Annotated in this window: 15 protein-coding genes; 7 read left to right on the forward strand and 8 right to left on the reverse strand. The window is 65.6% G+C overall.

Features of this window, described 5'->3' with window-relative positions; all coding sequences use genetic code 11:
- Nucleotides 1-10 precede the first annotated feature (10 nt).
- A complete protein-coding gene (locus I0K15_RS09420; RefSeq protein ID WP_196105183.1) occupies nt 11-892 on the forward strand; it encodes a DMT family transporter in 882 nt (293 codons plus the stop codon).
- A 7-nt stretch (nt 893-899) separates the two neighbouring features.
- Here I0K15_RS09420 and I0K15_RS09425 read toward each other — a convergent pair whose 3' ends face one another.
- The 3 genes from I0K15_RS09425 to dnaN all read right to left on the reverse strand — a co-directional run bounded on the left by I0K15_RS09425 (nt 900) and on the right by dnaN (nt 4,229).
- Entirely contained in the window at nt 900-1,685 is a 786-nt protein-coding gene (locus tag I0K15_RS09425; RefSeq protein ID WP_230374366.1) for an HpcH/HpaI aldolase family protein, read from the reverse strand.
- 206 nt (nt 1,686-1,891) lie between these two features.
- Nucleotides 1,892-2,986: a DNA replication/repair protein RecF gene (recF, locus tag I0K15_RS09430; protein ID WP_196105185.1), complete on the reverse strand. Its 1,095-nt coding sequence runs from the start codon at nt 2,984-2,986 to the stop codon at nt 1,892-1,894.
- A gap of 124 nt (nt 2,987-3,110) precedes the next feature.
- Nucleotides 3,111-4,229, reverse strand: coding sequence for a DNA polymerase III subunit beta (gene dnaN, locus I0K15_RS09435; protein WP_196105186.1), 1,119 nt, complete (start codon nt 4,227-4,229; stop codon nt 3,111-3,113).
- A 104-nt stretch (nt 4,230-4,333) separates the two neighbouring features.
- On the opposite strand from dnaN, the gene I0K15_RS09440 reads away from it, so the two are divergent.
- The gene (locus I0K15_RS09440) at nt 4,334-4,750 is read left to right on the forward strand and encodes a DUF1330 domain-containing protein (protein ID WP_196105187.1); all 417 of its coding nucleotides are present in this window, start codon (nt 4,334-4,336) and stop codon (nt 4,748-4,750) included.
- Nucleotides 4,751-4,898: 148 nt separating this feature from the next.
- Here I0K15_RS09440 and I0K15_RS09445 read toward each other — a convergent pair whose 3' ends face one another.
- Both I0K15_RS09445 and mutY read right to left on the reverse strand, forming a co-directional pair.
- Nucleotides 4,899-6,002 carry an alkane 1-monooxygenase gene (locus I0K15_RS09445; RefSeq protein ID WP_196105188.1) on the reverse strand — a complete coding sequence of 368 codons (1,104 nt, stop codon included), beginning with the start codon at nt 6,000-6,002 and terminating at the stop codon, nt 4,899-4,901.
- A gap of 92 nt (nt 6,003-6,094) precedes the next feature.
- Entirely contained in the window at nt 6,095-7,117 is a 1,023-nt protein-coding gene (gene mutY / locus I0K15_RS09450) for an A/G-specific adenine glycosylase (protein WP_196105189.1), read from the reverse strand.
- Between the two features lie 58 nt (nt 7,118-7,175).
- On the opposite strand from mutY, the gene I0K15_RS09455 reads away from it, so the two are divergent.
- Complete coding sequence (locus I0K15_RS09455) at nt 7,176-7,676, forward strand: DUF721 domain-containing protein (RefSeq protein ID WP_196105190.1); 501 nt, start codon at nt 7,176-7,178, stop codon at nt 7,674-7,676.
- A gap of 15 nt (nt 7,677-7,691) precedes the next feature.
- A complete protein-coding gene (locus tag I0K15_RS09460) occupies nt 7,692-8,312 on the forward strand; it encodes a DsbA family protein (RefSeq protein ID WP_230374367.1) in 621 nt (206 codons plus the stop codon).
- Nucleotides 8,313-8,410: 98 nt separating this feature from the next.
- Here I0K15_RS09460 and I0K15_RS09465 read toward each other — a convergent pair whose 3' ends face one another.
- The 3 genes from I0K15_RS09465 to I0K15_RS09475 form a co-directional block, all read right to left on the reverse strand.
- Complete coding sequence (locus I0K15_RS09465; protein ID WP_196105191.1) at nt 8,411-9,502, reverse strand: GSCFA domain-containing protein; 1,092 nt, start codon at nt 9,500-9,502, stop codon at nt 8,411-8,413.
- A 202-nt stretch (nt 9,503-9,704) separates the two neighbouring features.
- Entirely contained in the window at nt 9,705-11,153 is a 1,449-nt protein-coding gene (locus tag I0K15_RS09470; protein ID WP_196105192.1) for a hypothetical protein, read from the reverse strand.
- Nucleotides 11,154-11,172: 19 nt separating this feature from the next.
- Nucleotides 11,173-12,390 (reverse strand): glycosyltransferase family 2 protein, encoded by a 1,218-nt coding sequence (locus I0K15_RS09475; protein ID WP_196105193.1) that lies wholly within the window; start codon nt 12,388-12,390, stop codon nt 11,173-11,175.
- Between the two features lie 155 nt (nt 12,391-12,545).
- Between I0K15_RS09475 and I0K15_RS09480 the strand changes: the two genes are divergently transcribed.
- The 3 genes from I0K15_RS09480 to I0K15_RS09490 all read left to right on the forward strand — a co-directional run bounded on the left by I0K15_RS09480 (nt 12,546) and on the right by I0K15_RS09490 (nt 17,607).
- Nucleotides 12,546-13,418 carry a hypothetical protein gene (locus tag I0K15_RS09480; protein WP_196105194.1) on the forward strand — a complete coding sequence of 291 codons (873 nt, stop codon included), beginning with the start codon at nt 12,546-12,548 and terminating at the stop codon, nt 13,416-13,418.
- A gap of 4 nt (nt 13,419-13,422) precedes the next feature.
- On the forward strand, nt 13,423-16,776 hold the full coding sequence (locus tag I0K15_RS09485; RefSeq protein ID WP_196105195.1) for a glycosyltransferase family 2 protein: 3,354 nt from the start codon (nt 13,423-13,425) through the stop codon (nt 16,774-16,776).
- A gap of 231 nt (nt 16,777-17,007) precedes the next feature.
- On the forward strand, nt 17,008-17,607 hold the full coding sequence (locus tag I0K15_RS09490) for a glycosyltransferase domain-containing protein (protein WP_196105196.1): 600 nt from the start codon (nt 17,008-17,010) through the stop codon (nt 17,605-17,607).
- The last annotated feature ends 57 nt before the right edge of the window (nt 17,608-17,664 follow it).

The raw sequence follows: 17,664 nt of genomic DNA on the forward strand, positions 1-17,664 counted from the left end.
GGGGTATGAGATGGATTTCCGCGCATTGGGGATGGGAGTGGCCTTCGCGCTGATGTGGTCCTCTGCCTTCACCTCCGCCAAGATCGCGGTGGTCTATGCGCCGCCCTTCGCGATCCTGTCGGTGCGGTTCCTGATCTCCGGCCTCATCGCGGTGGGGATCGCCTACGCGCTGGGCCAGCGGGCGGCGCTCACCCGGCGGCAGTGGGTGGCGGTGGTGCTGTTCGGACTGTGCCAGAACGTGGTCTACCTGGGCGCGAACTTCTTTGCAGCGCAGTATATCGAGGCGTCGCTCGCGGTGATCGTGGCAAGCCTATTACCGCTGCTGGTGGCCGGGGCGAATGCGCTGCGCGGCGAGCGGTTGGGTGCGGTGGCGCTAATGGGGCTGCTCGCGGGACTTGCCGGGGTGCTCGTCATCATGGGCGACCGGCTGAGCGGCGGGGCGGATTCGTTCGGGGTCTTCGTCGTGGTCGTCGGTGTGCTGGCGCTGACGGTGGCAACCCTGCTGGTGCAGGGAGCCGCGCCGCAGGGCAACGTCATCATGATCGTGGGCCTGCAGATGCTGGTGGGCTCGGCCGCGCTGTTTCCGCTGAGCCTTCTGACGGAGACCTGGGTAATCGACTGGCAGTGGCCGCTGATCGCCGCCTTTACCTACACCACGCTGGTGCCGGGATTGCTCGCGACCGTGACGTGGTTCCTGCTGGTGAAACGGGTCGGGCCGACGCGGGCGGCGACGTTCCACTTCCTCAATCCGTTCCTGGGGGTGGCGATCGCCGCGATTATCCTGGGCGAGGCGTTGAGCCTGCGGGATATCCTCGGGGTCGCTGTCATCATGGCGGGCATCCTGGCCGTGCAGTTGAGCCGGATGCCCGCCGAAGCCTTGGCGCGTCGATAGCGCTTCCTTAATGCGGCACCGTGAGGGAGTGCTGCGCCGCCTTGCCGTTCTCCTTGACGAAGGCGTGGACCGGGTCGGCGCGGCGCGCCCAGGCGGCGGTCTGCGCGACCTTGGCCTTCAGGTGCAGGACGTCGAAGCCGGAGATGATGCGGTAGCCGTGGGCGAAGCGCTCGGCTGCGTCTTCCTCGGTCATCGCGATACCGCCGAGCGGGATCTTCGCCGCGTGCACTGCCTGCTCGACCTTGGCGCAGGCCTTCACGAACTGCGGATGGTCGAATTGGCCCGGGATGCCCATGGTCGCCGAGAGGTCGAAGGCCGCGAGGATGATGTAGTCGATCCCCTCTTCGGCGACGATCTCGTCGATGTTGGCGACCGCCTCGACGGTCTCGACCAGGATGCCGCAGGTCAGGCGATCCTCGATGCTGGCCGCGTAGCTCATCATGTCGTTCGGCCAGCGCGAATGCGCGATGAACGGGCCAAAACCGCGGGTCCCCATCGATCCCGGGTAACGCATGGAGGCCACGGCGCGGCGCACATCCTCGGCCGAGCGCACCAGCGGGAAGATGATGCCCTCGGCCCCCAGATCGAGAACGCGCTTCACCTCAGCGTCATTGATGTCGGAGACCCGGATCACCGGCGCGCAGTCGCTGCCTTGTGTCGCAGCGATCATCGCGTGACACGTTCCATAGTCTACTGCGCCGTGCTCGCGATCAATGACCACGACGTCGGCGCCGGACGCTGCGATGGCCTGAGTCGTGACGGCTGAAGGAATCACGTTGACGTGCATACTCATGCGGATCGTGGGGTCTGCAAGTTTTTGTTTAAAGCTTGGCATGTCGCTCTCCTCTAAGTTGATGAGGAGAGAATTGCGACGAAGTTTTCATTCGTAAACCCCTCAATTTATTACATTTTTTATTAAAATCTTAACTCTAGGTTAAGCTTTGCATTGTGGAGGTTTAGCGGGTTGCAACGCCCGAAGTGCTCGAAAGAGACCGCTTATTACTTGACAGAGCGAATCTCTTCCAAATTGCTCACGCCATCCTGCTCTGTGACGTGGAGAATCACTCCGGGGGCGTCCCGAAATGCGAAGAGTTCGCGGTCCGTCCCGGTCATCCAGGCCTGGCAGCCCAGCGCATCGATCTCACCGTAGAGCGCCTGCCGCCGGTCGGGGTCGAGATGGGCCGCGACCTCGTCGAGCAGGAGGATCGGCGGCGTGCCGATGCGCTGCATGACGGCGCGGGCATTGGCGAGGATGAGAGAGATCAGCAGGGCCTTCTGCTCCCCGGTGGAGCAGAGCCGCGCGGGTATGTCCTTCGCCCCGTAACGCGCGTCGAGATCGGCGCGATGCGGCCCGGCGAGGGTGCGCCCAGCGGCGAGGTCGCGAGGTCGGCCCTCGGCCAGCCGCGTGGCGAAGTCGTCCAGCGCGAAGGGCGCGCCGTCCGGATCCGTCAGTGCGAGATCGGCGACGGGGAAGGTGGTCGCCGCGCCCTCCTGTGCCTCGGCAAGTGCGTCGAGCGTGCGCTGGCGGGTCGCGGCGAGCGTTTCGCCGGAGGTTGCCATCTGGGCTTCGAGCGCGGCGTACCAGGACGGGTCGCGGACTTGGTCGCGCAGGAGCCGGTTCCGCTCCCGCATTGCCTTTTCGTAGGTGAGGACGGTTTCGCCGTGGGTGGGCTCTAGGCTGAGCGCGATACGGTCGAGGAAGCGGCGACGCTCGGCCGCTCCGTCGAGCCAGAGCCGGTCCATGGACGGGATCAGCCACAGGACGCGGAGGATGCGGCCGAGTGCGACCTGCGGGGCGGCTTTGTCGTCGATGCGGACGGTGCGGGGCTGTTCGCCCTCTGCCCCCGTCTCGATCTCGTGCCCGTCGACGGCGGCGCGGACCCGCCAGCCGAGGCGCTTTGGCGCTCGGGCGAGCTCGGCCGGGGCGGCGCGGCGCAGGCCGCGGCCGGGGGAGAGGAGCGAGATCGCTTCGAGGATATTGGTCTTGCCCGCCCCATTCGGCCCGTAGATCGCGATGCGCCCCGGCGTCGGCTCGAGGACGGCGCGGACGTGGCTGCGAAACTGGGAAAGGCGAAGGGACGTGAGGTGGGACATGGCCCCCGCACAGTTCGTTATCCGGGGCTTGGAGGCAAGCTTGAGGGGTCTCGGCTGGCCCCCCTCCCTAGCCCTCCCCCCTCGGGGTGAGGGGATTGGGTGTGCGTCGAGACAAGGGTGGGTCTTAGACGCGCATCGGCATCACGACGTAGACGGCGCTGGTGTCGCCCGCTTCCTGCATCAGTGTCGGATCGCCGGAGGAGTTGAAGAGGAAGACCGCGTTTTCCCGGTCCACCTGGCTCGCGATCTCCAGCAGGTACTTCGCGTTGAACCCGATCTCCAGCCGCTCGTCGCCATAGGCCACCGCGAGTTCCTCGTCCGCCGCGCCGCTGTCGGGGGCGTTGACGGAGAGGACGAGGCGATCCTCGTCCAGCGCCATCTTCACCGCGCGGGAGCGTTCGGAGGAGACGGTGGAGACGCGGTCGACGGCCTGCGCGAACTCGGCCGCATCGACCTCAAGGCGCTTCTGGTTCGACTGCGGGATGACGCGGGAATAGTCGGGGAAGGAGCCGTCGATGACCTTGGACGTCAGCGTGATCTCGGGCGTGGCGAAGCGGATCTTGGTCTCCGACACGCTGACCGCGATGTCGGCGTCGTCTTCGGAGAGGAGCTTGAGGAGCTCGTTGACCGTCTTGCGCGGCACGATGACGCCGGGGATCGTGTCGGCGCCGTCCGGAAGCTCACCATCGATCCGGGCGAGGCGGTGGCCGTCGGTGGCGACGGCGCGGAGCATCTGGGTGCCCTCCTCCGTCGCGGAATGCAGGTAAATGCCGTTGAGGTAGTAGCGCGTCTCCTCGGTGGAGATCGCGAACTTCGCCTTGTCGAAGAGGCGGCGCAGCACCCCGGCCTTGGCCCCGAAATTGCAGTCGTATTCGGAGCTTGCCATCACCGGGAAATCCTCCCGCGGCAGCGTGGCGAGCGAGAAGTGGGAGCGGCCGGCGCGCACCTCGATCCGGCCCGCGGCAGTGTCCTCGGTAAGCTGGACGGTGGAGCCGTCGGGCAGCTTGCGCACGATCTCATGCAGGGTATGGGCGCCGACGGTGGTGGAGCCTGCCTGCTCGACCATGGCCGGGGCCTTGTCCACGACCTCGATGTCGAGGTCGGTGGCGCGGAAGGAGATCGCGTCGCCCTCCGCCTCGATCAGCACGTTGGAGAGGATCGGGATGGTGTTTCGACGCTCCACGACCGACTGAGCGCGGCTCATGGCCTTCAGCAGGGCGCTGCGTTCGATGCTCACTTTCATCGCGGTCGTCTCCGTAAGGGGTGAAACGGATCGAAACGGTAAGGGGATCGTGAACGGAGTGCAAACCCCTTTCAGCCGTTGGATGAGGGGGATAGCGTGGATGGATGACCGATCCCTACATCGACCCCACGCGCGAGCAGTTTGGTGCCTTCGCCAAGCTGCCGCAGGACACCCCGATTGCGATGCTCAACCTCGTCCGGCTGCGGGCGCGGGCGGCGTATGAGGATGAGGAGGTGGACGGGCGCGCGGCCTACCGGCGGTATTCGGAGCTGAGCGCGCCGGTGCTCGCCCGTGTCGGCGGCCAAGTGGCGTGGTCCGGCGGGTTCGAGGCGGTGCTGATCGGGCCGGAGGACGAGCGGTGGGATCTGGTGTTCATCGCGCGCTATCCGAACGCGGCGGCCTTCATCGAGATGGTGCGGGATCCCGAGTACAAGCAGGCGGTGCGGCACCGGACGGCTGCGGTGGAGACGTCGCGCCTGATACGGTTGCGTCCTGCGTCGGCCGGTCGGGGGTTCGGATGAGCGCGGTTTTGTGCGAGGTGTGACCGTCCCGGCCGCAGAGCCGGGACCTTTTGTGATCTAGGTGCACCGCTGGTGAACGGCCCCGGATCGGGGTCCGGGGCGGTATCACTTTAAATCACCGTCTTGCCTGGCCGCCCTCGGCTCTAGATCAGCGCGGCAGCGGGTTGGAGGCGGTCTTGTAGCTGCTCCAGTCCTCGATGTCGGGGTAGAAGCGCTGGCGCCACTCCTTCACCCTCGGGTTCATCATCCGGCGGAAGACCGGCGGACAGAGCGCCGCGATCGTCATCAGTGGGTAGCCGAAGGGGAGCTGCGGCGCGTCGCTCTCATCATAGGATTGCAGTAGCGGGAAGCGGCGGTCGGGCTTGTAGTGGTGGTCCGAGTGGCGCTGCAGGTTGATGAGGAACCAGTTCGAGAAGCGGTGATTGGCGTTCCAGGAATGGTGCGGCCGCACATGCTCGTACTTCCCCTCGCCGAGATGGCGGCGGGTGAGGCCGTAGTGCTCGATATAGTTGGTCATCTCCAGATGCAGGATCGCGATGAAGGCCTGCACGGCGAAGAGGGCGACGCCCCACCAGCCTCCGATAAGAGCCGCGAGCAGGAGGAAGGCGCCGCTTTGCACCGCGTAGCGCCAGTAGGGGTTCTTCAGCGACCAGGCGGGCAGGTTCTTGCGCTTCAGAAGGTCCGCCTCGGCGCGGAAGCCGCTCACCACCTGTTGCCACAGCACGCGGGGGAAGAAGCGGTGGAAGCCCTCGTTATAGCGGGCGGTTACCGGGTCCCGGGGCGTGGCGACGTAGCGGTGATGGACGAGGATATGCTCGGAGCGGAAATGGCCGTAGAGCACCATGGTCAACAGGAACTCGCCCAGCCGCGGCTCCCACCGGTTGCGCTGGTGGATGAGCTCATGGCTGAAGTTGATGCCGACCGCACCGGTCGCAACGCCGATCGCCGCCATCAGGCCGATGGCCTCCGCAGTGGAGCCTGCGTGGGTCACGGCCCACCAGAGCCCGCCGAAGACCAGTACGAACTGCATCGGCGGCCAGACCCAGGTGACGAGCTTGTGCCAGAAGAGGCTGCTGTCGTCGTTGGGATCCGCGTTCGTTGTTTCGTGCGGGGTGAGGCTGTCGAGCAGGGTGAAGATGACGATGTTGTAGGCCGTCACCAGCAGCAGCCACCAGCCGCCGAGATAGGCCCCGAGCGCGATAACCGGGACGATGGACAGGGACAGCCAGAACGGCAGGGCAGGCGCGAGCATTGTTTTCCTCCGGTCTTTTTCCCTCGATCTTGTAAGAGACCGGCGGTCTCGGCAAGCGTCCGGAGGATGGCTCGCGCGGGATTGACCCAAGGTTAAATCGGGCCGAGTGCCGATTGGCCGAGCTTGAAGGCTTTCCGGAACAGCGTCGGCAGTGCGTCGGGATCGAGAGCGTGGCGCTCCACCCACATGCCACGGTCGGGGTTGGCGAAGCTTTCGGCCACGGCGACGTCGAGGATGAGGTGGAAGTGGGTGAAGGTGTGGCGGACCTCGCCGACGTCGCGCCATTCGGTGGTCAGGGGCGGTGCGGGCGCGGGAGCATCGGACCAGTCGGTGGTGGGCAGCGCCAGCATACCGCCGAGCAGGCCCTTGGGCGGGCGCGTCTCCATCAGCACGGCGCCGTCGGGGCGGCGGGCGAAGTAGACGGTGCCGTGGCGGGTGGGTTTCGCCTTCTTCGGGCGCTTGCGGGGGAGCTCCGCAGCGATACCGGCAAGGCGGCCCGTGCATTCCTCCATCCACGGGCAGATGCCGCAGGCTGGGCTCTTCGGTGTGCAGATCGTGGCGCCGAGGTCCATGACGGCCTGGGCATAGTCGCCCGGACGATGCTGGGGCGTGTGGCGGGCGGCGAGGGTGCGCAACGTCTCCTTGCTGTCGGGCAGCGGCTCCTCGATGGCGTGGCGGCGGGCCATGACTCGCTCCACGTTGCCGTCGAGCACCACGGCGGGGCGGTCGAAGGCGATCGCGGCGACGGCGGCGGCGGTGTAGGGGCCGATGCCGGGCAGGTCGAGGAGGTCGGCCTCGGTATCGGGGAAGCCACCGCGGGCCGCGACCTCGCGGGCGCATTTCAGCAGGTTCCGGGCGCGAGCGTAGTAGCCGAGGCCTGCCCAGGCCGCCATGACATCAGCATCCTCGGCCGCGGCAAGATCGTCGACCGTCGGCCAGCGGCTGGTGAACTTGACGAAGTAGTCGCGCACGGCGGCCACCGTCGTCTGCTGCAGCATCACCTCGCTGAGCCAGACGTGGTAGGGATCCGGGCGGCGGGCCTCTCCCGGCGGGACGCGCCACGGCATCTCCCGCGCATGCACGTCATACCAGTCGAGCAGCGTGTCTGCGTCCATGTTTCCCCTGCCCCCGGCCGGTGATAGCGTGGCTGCCTGAGTAGCGGGGGAGTCGGTGATGCGCAAACAGGGCAAGCGGACGCGGCGGGGGTTCACCCATGCCGGTGGCCTGATCGCGCCGCAACTGCGCAAGGCGTCCGAGAAGAAGGGGTTCGCCCACTCTCGCCTGCTGACCGACTGGGCCGAGGTGGTGGGCGAGGACATCGCCGCCCTGGCACGTCCGCTCAACGTGAGCTACGCGCGGCAGGGCTTCGGCGCGACGCTGAGCGTGCTGGTGGAGGGGGCTGCGGCCCCTCAAGTGCAGATGATGATCCCCACGATTATCGAGCGGGTGAACGCCTGCTACGGCTACTCCGCCATCAGCCGCGTCACGCTGACGCAGACTGCACCGACGGGCTTTGCCGAGGGGCGCACGCCGTTCCAGCACAAGACGGCCAAGCGGCTCGATGACGCGGAGCTCTCGGCCCTGCGATCAGAAGTCGGTGAGGTCGGGGACGAAGGGTTGCGTGCCGCGCTGCTCTCTTTAGGTACGAATGTGAAAGCTTCCGCGAAGCGCTGAGACGAGGACCATTCGATGACGATTTCCCGCCGCGACAGCCTGAAGACCGCCGCTGCCCTGGCCGCACTGGGCCTGATGCCGGGCGCGGCCTTCGCGCAGGAGGGCGAGGGCCCGCTGACGCGCACCTTCTCCATCGGGGAGGATGACGCGCCGGTGCACATCATCGAGTATGCGTCGCTGACCTGCCCGCATTGCGCGACCTTCCACACCAGCGTCTTCCCGCGGCTGCGCGAGGAATACGTGGATGGCGGCCAGGTGCGTTTCGAGTTCCGGGAGGTCTATTTCGACCGCCTCGGCCTCTGGGGCGGGATGCTGGCGCGCTGCGGTGGCGGGATGCGCTATTTCGGGATCGTCGATCTGCTGCTGAAGAACCAGCCGGCGTGGTCGCGCGCGGCCTCCCCGACCGATGCGGTCGCGGAGCTGCGCCGGATCGGCGCGCAGGCGGGCCTGACCGAGGCGCAGATGGACGAATGTCTCGCCGATGCGGAGCTCGCCGAGGCGCTGGTCGCAAAGTACCAGGAGCACATGGAAGAGCACGCGATCTCGGGCACGCCTGCCTTCGTGATTAACGGGCGTATGCACTCCAACATGAGCTACGACGACTTCACCCGGCTGATCGACGCCGAGCTGAGCTGAGGCGCCCGGGGCGCTGCCGCGGTCACTTGCGTATTTCCGGAAAGATGAAGGCGCGCCCCTGGGGTTGGGCGGGCGCAGCGAGTGGCGCCCGGACTGACTCAGGGCGCTTCGTCAGCGGCCAGTTCGGCGTCCTTCTCATCGCGCTGCCAGGCTTCGAGCAGGACACCGAGGAGGCCGCGCAGAGCCTTGTCCGTTCCGGGATCTTCCATGAGCTGATCGCGCTCGAGCACGCGCTGAAGTCGGAAGGAGCGCTTCGTCTCGCAAATGCGCTGAAGCACGCCCGGGAAGAGACCTGCCGCCGACCCTGCGATGACGAACCCGCGAAGCTGTTCAACATCGTCGATCTGGCTGTCCACGCACCAGGTCCGCTCGAAAAGCATCATGATGAAGTCGAGCACCTCGTCACGCGGATGCCGCCGGTCGTCCTTGTAGGGCTGGGCGAAGGCATCGGTGACGAGCTCGTAGGACGGCCAATAGTGTAGCACGCCCTCGTCACGCAGCTCGCGGTAGAGTTCATCGATGGCAACGCGCAGAACGCCCTTCGACACCGCGTTCGAGGTGATGCAGGAGTTGTCGCGGAACGTCGCCTGAAGCGGGATGGGTGACAGAGTGTAGATGATCTTCGCGTCGGGGCGATGCTTGCGGATCAGATCGTAGATCCGGCGCATGTTCGCCTTGTTTTCCTCGACGGTGGAGACGCGGAACTTGTGGCGCTCAGGGTCGTAGGCGTCCTTCGGGATGGTGCGCCAGAAAACGTTGCCCGTAGGCTCGTCATACCAGATCTCGCTGAGGCCGAAGGTCAGGATGAAGACGTCGGTCTCATCGAACATCTTGCGCGTCTGGGCCTGCACCTCCGGATCGTAGCCATAGGATTGGGTGTCGTAGCCGTGCCAGAGCTCTTGGTCGAAGACCTTATCTTCCCAGGCCCATTCGAATTGCTGGAGGATGACGAAGGAGTTCACCATACCCTCGCCGCATGCAACCACATAGGCGCGGCCCGCATCCTCGGCCTTGTTGAGGACGTTGTAGTTCCGCTTCGACAGCCAGTTGGAGATATTGGCTGCAAAGCAGGAGCCGAAGGCCGTCACCTGGGTGTTCACGTCGATGACCGGCTTTTCCGGTTGCCAGCCCTTGAGCACGTATTTTTCGATCGCGCCCGGTTTGTAGAAGTGCCGGTTGTGCGGGAGCACGTTGGTATGCTCCCCCCGGAACCAGGTGCGATATTCGGGACCCTGACGCGAAGTCGTCTGAAACTGCAGCTTTGCGGCCTTACGAGGTCTGCTGGCCATGGGCGGTCCTTACATGCGGCAACGATACTTGGACAGGATAGGCGGTCCGCTTGACGGGTGCGAGGGGGAATAGAGGCGGCCCGGCTCGCGCTCCGGTCGTGTGTCACTTGGCCATGAGCTCGCGCGCGTAGGGAACGTCGGCGATTTCGGGCGCCTTGAGCCGGATCAGTCTCCGGTTCGCTGTGTTCGCGTGGCGGAAACTGATGGGCAGCCGAGCGGCGAGGCCAACCAGAAGCCGATCGTTGAATGGGCTGAGATAGAAGTTGTCGGTGAACGACAGGCACAGACGCCCGAAGTTCGGCAGGTGATGCTCGACGAAGGACAGGTCGAAGGGGTTTGACTGCGCATCTTCCGGCAGTCCGTCGCGCCAGCACACGTAGCTGTCCAGCCATCGGTCCACGAAGGTATCGGTAAAGTTGGTGCCACCCACGAAGAGGCATCGGCGCAACCCGAAGACCGGATCGTGTTTGGATGATCGGTCGCCGCGTTTCCAGTTCGAGGCGCGCATCAGTTCGATGACGTTGCCGCGCAGGATCTGCGCACCTTCGGGCGGAAGGCTGAGCAAACCGGAGGTCAGCTCACCGATGGCTGGAACGGTGTAGCCGGTCGCGGCGTGGGCCCAGCTTTCTCTCCTCCGGATAGCGCGGGGCCGAAGCGGCGCGAGATCGGACTTCATGTGCTTGTTGTGGGTGAGGCCGAGCGTCTTGGCGACGTACTCTGCCGACTCGCTATCCATGCGGCCAACGCGGTTCTGCACGTGGGTATAGAACTCTTTGACGTGTTGCAGGTGCGGTTTTCCGCAGGCCACCAGAACGCGGGAATCGTTGCCGCCCGTCAGCGGGACGGCGCTGGGCGCATGGCGGACCAAAGCGCCGAAGGTCGTTCCGAGCCGATCGCCGATCTGCTCGATGGCGTCCTCGACCTCGGTCTCCGGAAGTTCTTCGAGATCGCCGGCCCGGGGCCAGAAGCGGCCCTGCTGCCAGGTGCCAAGCTCGAGCCAGTGGTTGCAGGGCAGGCTTCGGACATGTCGGTCGCGCGTGTTGCCGAAGCAGAAACGTTCCTCCCCCGCGATTGCGCGGCGGTAGTCCTGAATGTCGCTTTCTTCGATTGGCCGGCGCAGGCACATTAGGAGGGAGGATGCCACGATGCCGTCCACCGGATCGTAGACGCAGGGCATGGACATCGTCACATCGCCGAAGAGCCGCAGGCCGATTCCGTTCCGGGCGAGAACTACGTAGCGCCCGGCGAGGCCGCTGACGAACCGCTCGATGGCGTGCCAGTCTGGCTGGTCTACTCCGGCCATGATGTGGCCGGGTCGCACGACCTCGCCCTTTGCGTCGATTGCGGTTCCGATGCAGAGGGCGACCGGACGGCCTTGGGTATCCATCAACTCCGCGACACCGAGGTCCGGGCAGTGGGTGATCGCGCGACCCGCAAAAGATTTCTGCGCGAAGCCCGGCAGGTTCAGGGGGCCGTCGGAGATCGCGTACTGGTAGCGGAAGCAGTCCGTGACCCGGACCTTGTTCGTCTCCGCGAAGTCGGTGGCAAGCATCGGGGTGGTCCGTCGCGGCCTAGCGACTGGTCTTGCCGAAAAGGCCGCGCTCGATGACGTCGAGGTTGGCGTGGGCGGCCTGGGCGGCTTCGGAGGGCTGGACGTGGTCGATCAGACTGCGCATTTCAGCGGCGAGGCGCCGGAGGCGCTTGGCTGGATCGGGATGCGTGCGCTGCGGCGGGTCCGCGGGTCCGTCCGCGGCCACGGTTGCCGTTCTGATGGTCATTGGGGCGGTATCTCGCGTCCGCAAATGGTCGCCGCCCTCGGACAGGGCGAGGATTTCGCGCTTGAGCGCGGCGAATTCGGGGTGCTGTTCGAGCTCCTCGATCTTCGATCTGTGCCACTCGACGGCGGCGTCGTGCAGGCGGGCGACCTCATCGTCCGCGCGCAGGGCCGTGATCTCGGCCTCGATGGCGGGGAGGTGTCGCTGGATGGAGGTATCGCGCTGGCCGCCGCGGCACATCTTTTGCCAGTAATCGGCGCCCAGGATCTGCTTGGTATGGTTGGCCCGACCGCGGTCCCGTTTGACGAGGTAGCTATCGACGGATCGGACGGCGTAGTGGTTCATCTGGGCAGCGGTGTAGGCGAAGTGGGTCTTGGCCTTCGCATCGCGTGCATCCCCGTCGAAGATCGTCCCGTCGGGATGGCGGCTGACGAAGTCGTCCACCTCGTCTGCTGTGACGATGGGCCGGTGCAGGCCGAACCGCTCGATACGGTCCGAGGCCCGGAACAGGGTCTTCACGAAGCGGTCGGGAAAGCCGCCATCCTCCAGATCACGCTCCGCGTCAGTGAATTGCGCTATCACCGGCCGATCGACAAAGGCTACTTGGCCGTCATGCGAGAAGAGGCGCCACGTGATGGAAATCGCGTCAGTGTCGTCCGACATGCTGTCGATCAGAGCGCCGACGCTACCGTCGCCCACGCGGATGTCGAGAAATTCGTCCACGTCGGAGATCAGGATCCACTCGGCCGACAGGGTCAGCGGATGCGACTGTGCATACTTAAGCGCGCTTTTGTGCGGCCCGCGGCGCAGCACCTTGTTGCGCTCATGCTGCACGATGCCAAGCTCAGTCAGGCGGTCGAGCAGCTCGGTCGTGCCATCCTCGCAATCGTTGGTGTAGATCAGGAAATCCGTGAAGCCGATGACGCGGTGATAGGCGACCCATTCGAGGATGTAGGGCGCCTCGTTCTTCATGGTGGAGATGACGAGGGGGCCGCGTGCCGTCGTCGATGTCATGTCGCTGGTCCGTCGCTTCGGTCGTTGCGCGATCCTAGACTGTAGCGGGCAGGATGGGCCATGGCCTTTGCATGTTCGAAAGGGCCAAGTGTAGCGATTGAAATGCCCCGGCAGGCGCGTCACAACGGATGACGCGAAGAAAGGAACCCTGGACTATGTCTGATCTGCCTCGCGTTGCCGCCCTCTGGATCGGCGGCTCGCTCACGTGGCTCGAACAGCTTTGCCTGACATCCTTCGTCGAGATCGGGCATCCCACCGTGCTTTACACCTATGGCGAGGTCGGCGGTGTTCCGGCGGGGGTCGAGGTGCGGGACGGCAATGAGATCATGCCCGATCCGGAGGTCCATACCCATGAGCGGTCGGGCTCGGTCGCGCTGTTCTCCGACATTTTCCGGTTTCACCTCATGGTGCAGGCGCCCGGCACGATCTGGGTCGACACGGATATCTACTGCGTCCGTCCGCTGCCGACCGGACCGCATCTGTTCGGCTACGAGAATGACAAGGGGCGGCTGAACGGCGCGGTGCTGGCCCTGCCGCCGGAGAGTGAGGCACTGGCGCTGCTGCTCGATCTGACCTCCGATCCCTATCGTATCCCGCCGTTCTATGGCGGTGAGGCGCGCAAGGAGCTCGAAGCCGCCGCGGCTGCGGGCAAACCCGTTCATGCCGGGGAGATGGTCTGGGGTGTCTGGGGGCCGGTCGCAATCACTTGGGCGGTGAAGGAAACCGGGGAGGTCGAGCACGCCGCCGCGCGGCCGGTCCTCTACCCCGTTCACTTCGCGGATCGCACGCAATTCTTCAAGCGGCCGATGCTGGTCGAGCGGCAGGTCACGCCCGAGACTTTGACCGTGCATATCTGGGGCCGGATCAAGCGCATCGCGGCGAAGCGCTATGCCGGTGGCGTGCCGGAGCGGTGCTGGCTCGATCAGAAGCTGAGGCAACATGGGATCGATCCGATGGCGGCGCCGATCACCAGCCACGGCAAGTTCGACTATGGCGCTGCCGCGGATGCTGTGGACGAGACGACCTGAACGCATGACCGCTCCGATCGTCAGCTACTGGACGGGGGGACCGCTCGACTACATCGCGTGGGCGAGCCTCGTCTCGGCTGTTCGTGCGGGGCATCGGGTGACGTTGTGGGCCCACTTCCCGGTGCCGGAGGTGCCCGAGGGCGTGACGCTTGCCGACGCGAACCGCGTCGTGGACTGGAGCGGGACTGCGCGCGCGAACCGGAGCGTTGTTGCGAGCCGCATGCGTTGGGAGCTGCTGTCAGCCTTTCCAGGCGCCGTGTTCATGACGCCAACCGAGCTGCTGCTTCATCCGCTGGAGCCTGATGCCGACGGGTACCTCTTTGGGTGGGAAGGCCCTGATCACGTGGGCGTCGACGTGGTTGCTCTAGCGGCAGACAGTGCGGAGTTGGAGACCTTGCGCCGTGCTGCGGCGGATCCGACCCCGATCCCGCCCTGGGCTCCCGACGAGTTGCGAACCGTTCTGGAGGCGGCGGCTGCGGAGGGGGATGCCGTGCCAGCGGGGCAGTTGCCTTGGGGGATGTTCGGTGCCACCGCGCTGACGCGGGTCCTTCAAGACAGCGGGGCAATCGCGCGAACGCGACCGGCAGAGACGTTCCATCCCCTACCCTATGCGGAGCGGAGCAAGCTGCTGGAGCGTCGGCGCAAGATCGCAGAGCTGACGACAGATCAGAGCGTGGCCCTGCCCCTCTTCCGCGCTGAGACGCTGCGGGCGGTGAACGCCGGCCTCGCCGGGCTGCCGCGCTACTGGTGCCCGCTAGGTGAAGCGTTGCGGAAAATGGATGTGAACCCGCGCGACCGGCTGCCGCGGGGTGTGCGCCTGCATCCCAAGGACGATCGGTGGGAGCCCGCCGATGCTCCGCTGAAACCCGTGGCGCCGGTGAGCGTTGCGGAAGCCGCCCCTGCTGTGGAGGCCGAGGAGCCACGCACGACCATCATCACGTGCATGAAGAACGAAGGTCCGTTCATCCTCGAATGGGTGGCGCACCATCGCGCCATCGGCGTGACGGACTTCATCGTCTATACGAACGATTGCACCGACGGCACGGTCGAAATGCTCGATCTGCTGGCCGAGAAAGGGATCATCACCGCGCGCTACGACAATCCGTGGCGCAACTCGACGGACAACAAGGCGGGCGACCCGCAGCGCGCGGCGCTCTGGCACGCGCAGACGCTGCCGGTGATGCAGGACATCGACTGGATCATGCCGATGGACGTGGACGAGTACCTTACGATCCATGTCGGCGAGGGGCTTCTGGCGGATCTGCGGGCCGCGCGGCCCGACGCGGATATGGTGTCGGTCCTCTGGCGTCTCTTCGGCAATGACGGGCAGCGCTGCTTTGAGGATGGCTTCGTGACGGAGCGCATGCGCCGGGCCGCCCCTGAGAACTGCAAGAAGCCGTTTCAGGCGTGGGGCTTCAAGACGCTGTTCCGCAATGATGGCGCGTGGGGCAAGTTCTCGGTGCATCGCCCCCGCAACATCGCGGAGGAGCGCAGCGAGAGCCTCGTCTGGATCTCCGGCTCCGGCGCGCGGATGCCGCCCGACTACTTCAAGAGCGGGTGGCGCGCGTTGCGGGATCAGGCGGGCTATGCGCTGGCGAGCCTCAACCACTACGCCGTGCGGGACGCGGAGAGCTACCTCGTCAAACGGGAGCGGGGGCGCGTCAATCACATCGATCAGGACCAGGGCCTCGCGTACTGGCTGCGCATGAACCACAACCTCGTCGAGGATCGCGCGATTGACGCCCGGCTGCCTGCGACGCGGGCGGAGTACGATCGCCTGCTGTCCGATCCGGAGATCGCGGCGCAGCACGAGGCCTGCGTCGCGGCGCACAAGGCGAAGATCGCGGAGTTGCATGGCCGGACCGATATGGCCGCCCTCTATGCGGCGATCACGGCCCCGCTGATGGAAAAGCTGTCGCGTCTGACACCGCATTTCGGCAATCGGGTCTTCGATGCGGGGCCGCAGGCGCTGCCGCAGGACGTGCTCGACTGGGTCGATGCTTGGGACGGCACCGAGCCATTGCCGGGAGAGCTGAGCGATCCGGTTCCGCTGCCGCCCGAGGAGGCCGATGCGGACCGGTTGCTGCCGAAGGGATCCGACCTGCGGTTCCCGGAGATGCCACGCGAGCGTCCCGTGCAAGCCCCGGTTGTTCCCGAGGAGCAGCAGACGGTTGAGGAGGAGCCGGAGCCCGAGCCGCAGCCTGCGGGCCGCGCGCCGTCAGGTGATCCGATCTGGCTCGGTGAGGCGGATGACCGAGCTTTCGCCAGCCTTCTGGCCCGGACGCAGCCGCGCTATCCTCCTCTTGCACCCGTTGCCAGTCCTCTGCCCTCCGACAATATCGTGGTCGTCACTGCGATGCGGAACGAGGCGCCGTTCATACTGGAGTGGATCGCCTGGCACCTCGTTGCCGGTGTCCGCCATTTTCTCGTCTACTCCAACGACTGCACCGACCCGACGCCGCAGATTTTGGATCGGCTTGCCGAGCTGGGTCTCGTCACGCATCTCGAAAACCCGTTCAATCGCGCGAGCGGACAGAAGCCGCAACGTGGTGCGCTCAACGATGCATGGACGCAGCCGGTGGTTCAGGAGAGTGACTGGTATCTCGTCGTGGACTGCGACGAGTTCGTGAATGTCCATGTCGGCGACAACACGCTTCAGGGTCTGATCGCCGCGATGAACCACCCGGACATCGTCTCCATGACCTGGCGGCTCTTTGGCAACCACGGGATCGCCGCTTACGAGGATCGGCCCGTCACGGAGCAATTCGTGCGCTGCGCGCCGCAGTACCTGCCCCGCCCGCGGCTCGGCTGGGGGTTCAAGTCGATGACCCGACCGTCGGCGCCGTCGAACAAGATCGGCGTGCACCGGCCGCTCGACCTCGATCCGGATGCGGAGCTGCGCTGGGTCAACGGCTCCGGCCGCAGGATGCCGGAGAAATCCATGGGCAACTCGACCTGGTTCTCGCGCAAGGCGTCCATCGGCTACGATATGGTGACGCTCAACCACTATATGCTCCGCTCGGCCGAGAGCTTTCTGGTGAAGCGGGAGCGGGGTCGCATCAATCATGTCGATCAGGATCAGGGCCTCGATTACTGGCGGTTCCGCAACTACGCAACGGAGACCGATACGCGGGCGGCGGAGTTCATGCGCCGCTGTGTGGCGCCGGAGCTTGCGAAGCTGAAGGGCGACCCGGTGCTGGGACGGCTGCATGACGAGGCCGTCGCCTGGCACAAGACCCGGATCGCGCATCTGCGCAGCCTGTCCGACTACGCGACGCTGTATGAAGCGATAACCGATCCGGATCTCAAGGACGCGGTCTATGTGGCTGAGGCTCTGGAGGAGCTGGGCGACGGCTGATGCGGTCGGGGACCGGTTTCCTGGTGCTTTCGATCGGGCTGCCAGGCGTGTATCGAGGAGCAGTCGGAGCGGCGTGGAGGCTCCAGTTTTACTCAGGAGGGCCCGAAGCTGCCGTCGATTGCCGTTTATAGCTGCTATTTCGGTGCGCATGAGCCCTTCAATCCGGGGTGCCTTGGCCCCGTACATCCAGATGTCGAGCGCATCGTATTCACGGATGCGGCGGATCTGGAGGTGCCCGACGGCGTGCGATCAGTGCGGGTGGAGGCGAACGGCCTGCCGCCGGGGCGGTTGTCGCGTCGCTACAAGCTCGCGCCGCATTTGGCGCTCGATGACTACGACTGGACCATCTACCTCGACAACCGCGCGAAGCTGTCGGCGAATCCGCATGAGATCGTCGCGGATATGCAGGAGCGTGGTGGCGGTGCCTTTCTCGGCCTTTTCGCGCATCCGGAGCGGACCTGTGTGTATGAGGAAGCGCGGGTCGTCCGGCGCAAAAAGCCTGTGAACAAGAAGCGTCTGGACGAGCAGGTGGCGGTATATCGTTCGGCGGGAATGCCAGCCGATGTGGGGCTTTATGCCGGTACGTTCCTTGTGCGACCGCGCGCCGACGCGCGGGCCGCTGCATTTGCCCTTCGATGGTACGAGGAGTTCCTGCTGCATTCGGAGCGGGACCAGCTCGGCCTTGCCTTCCTGAGCTGGCTCATGAATGTAAAACCGTATCTCTTTGAAGGTCAGTTGACCGACAACCGGTTTTTCCGATGGCCGGTCATTTCCAACCGTGCGCGGAGGCAGTACCAAGCCTCCCAGATGCCGATACAGACGAACGCCTGATCATGTCCGAACAGACTTTTCGCCGCGCTGCTGGGCCTGACTATTTCAGGCTGTTGA

Origin of the sequence: Pontivivens ytuae (assembly GCF_015679265.1) — a bacterium.
GTDB classification, from domain to species: domain Bacteria; phylum Pseudomonadota; class Alphaproteobacteria; order Rhodobacterales; family Rhodobacteraceae; genus Pontivivens; species Pontivivens ytuae.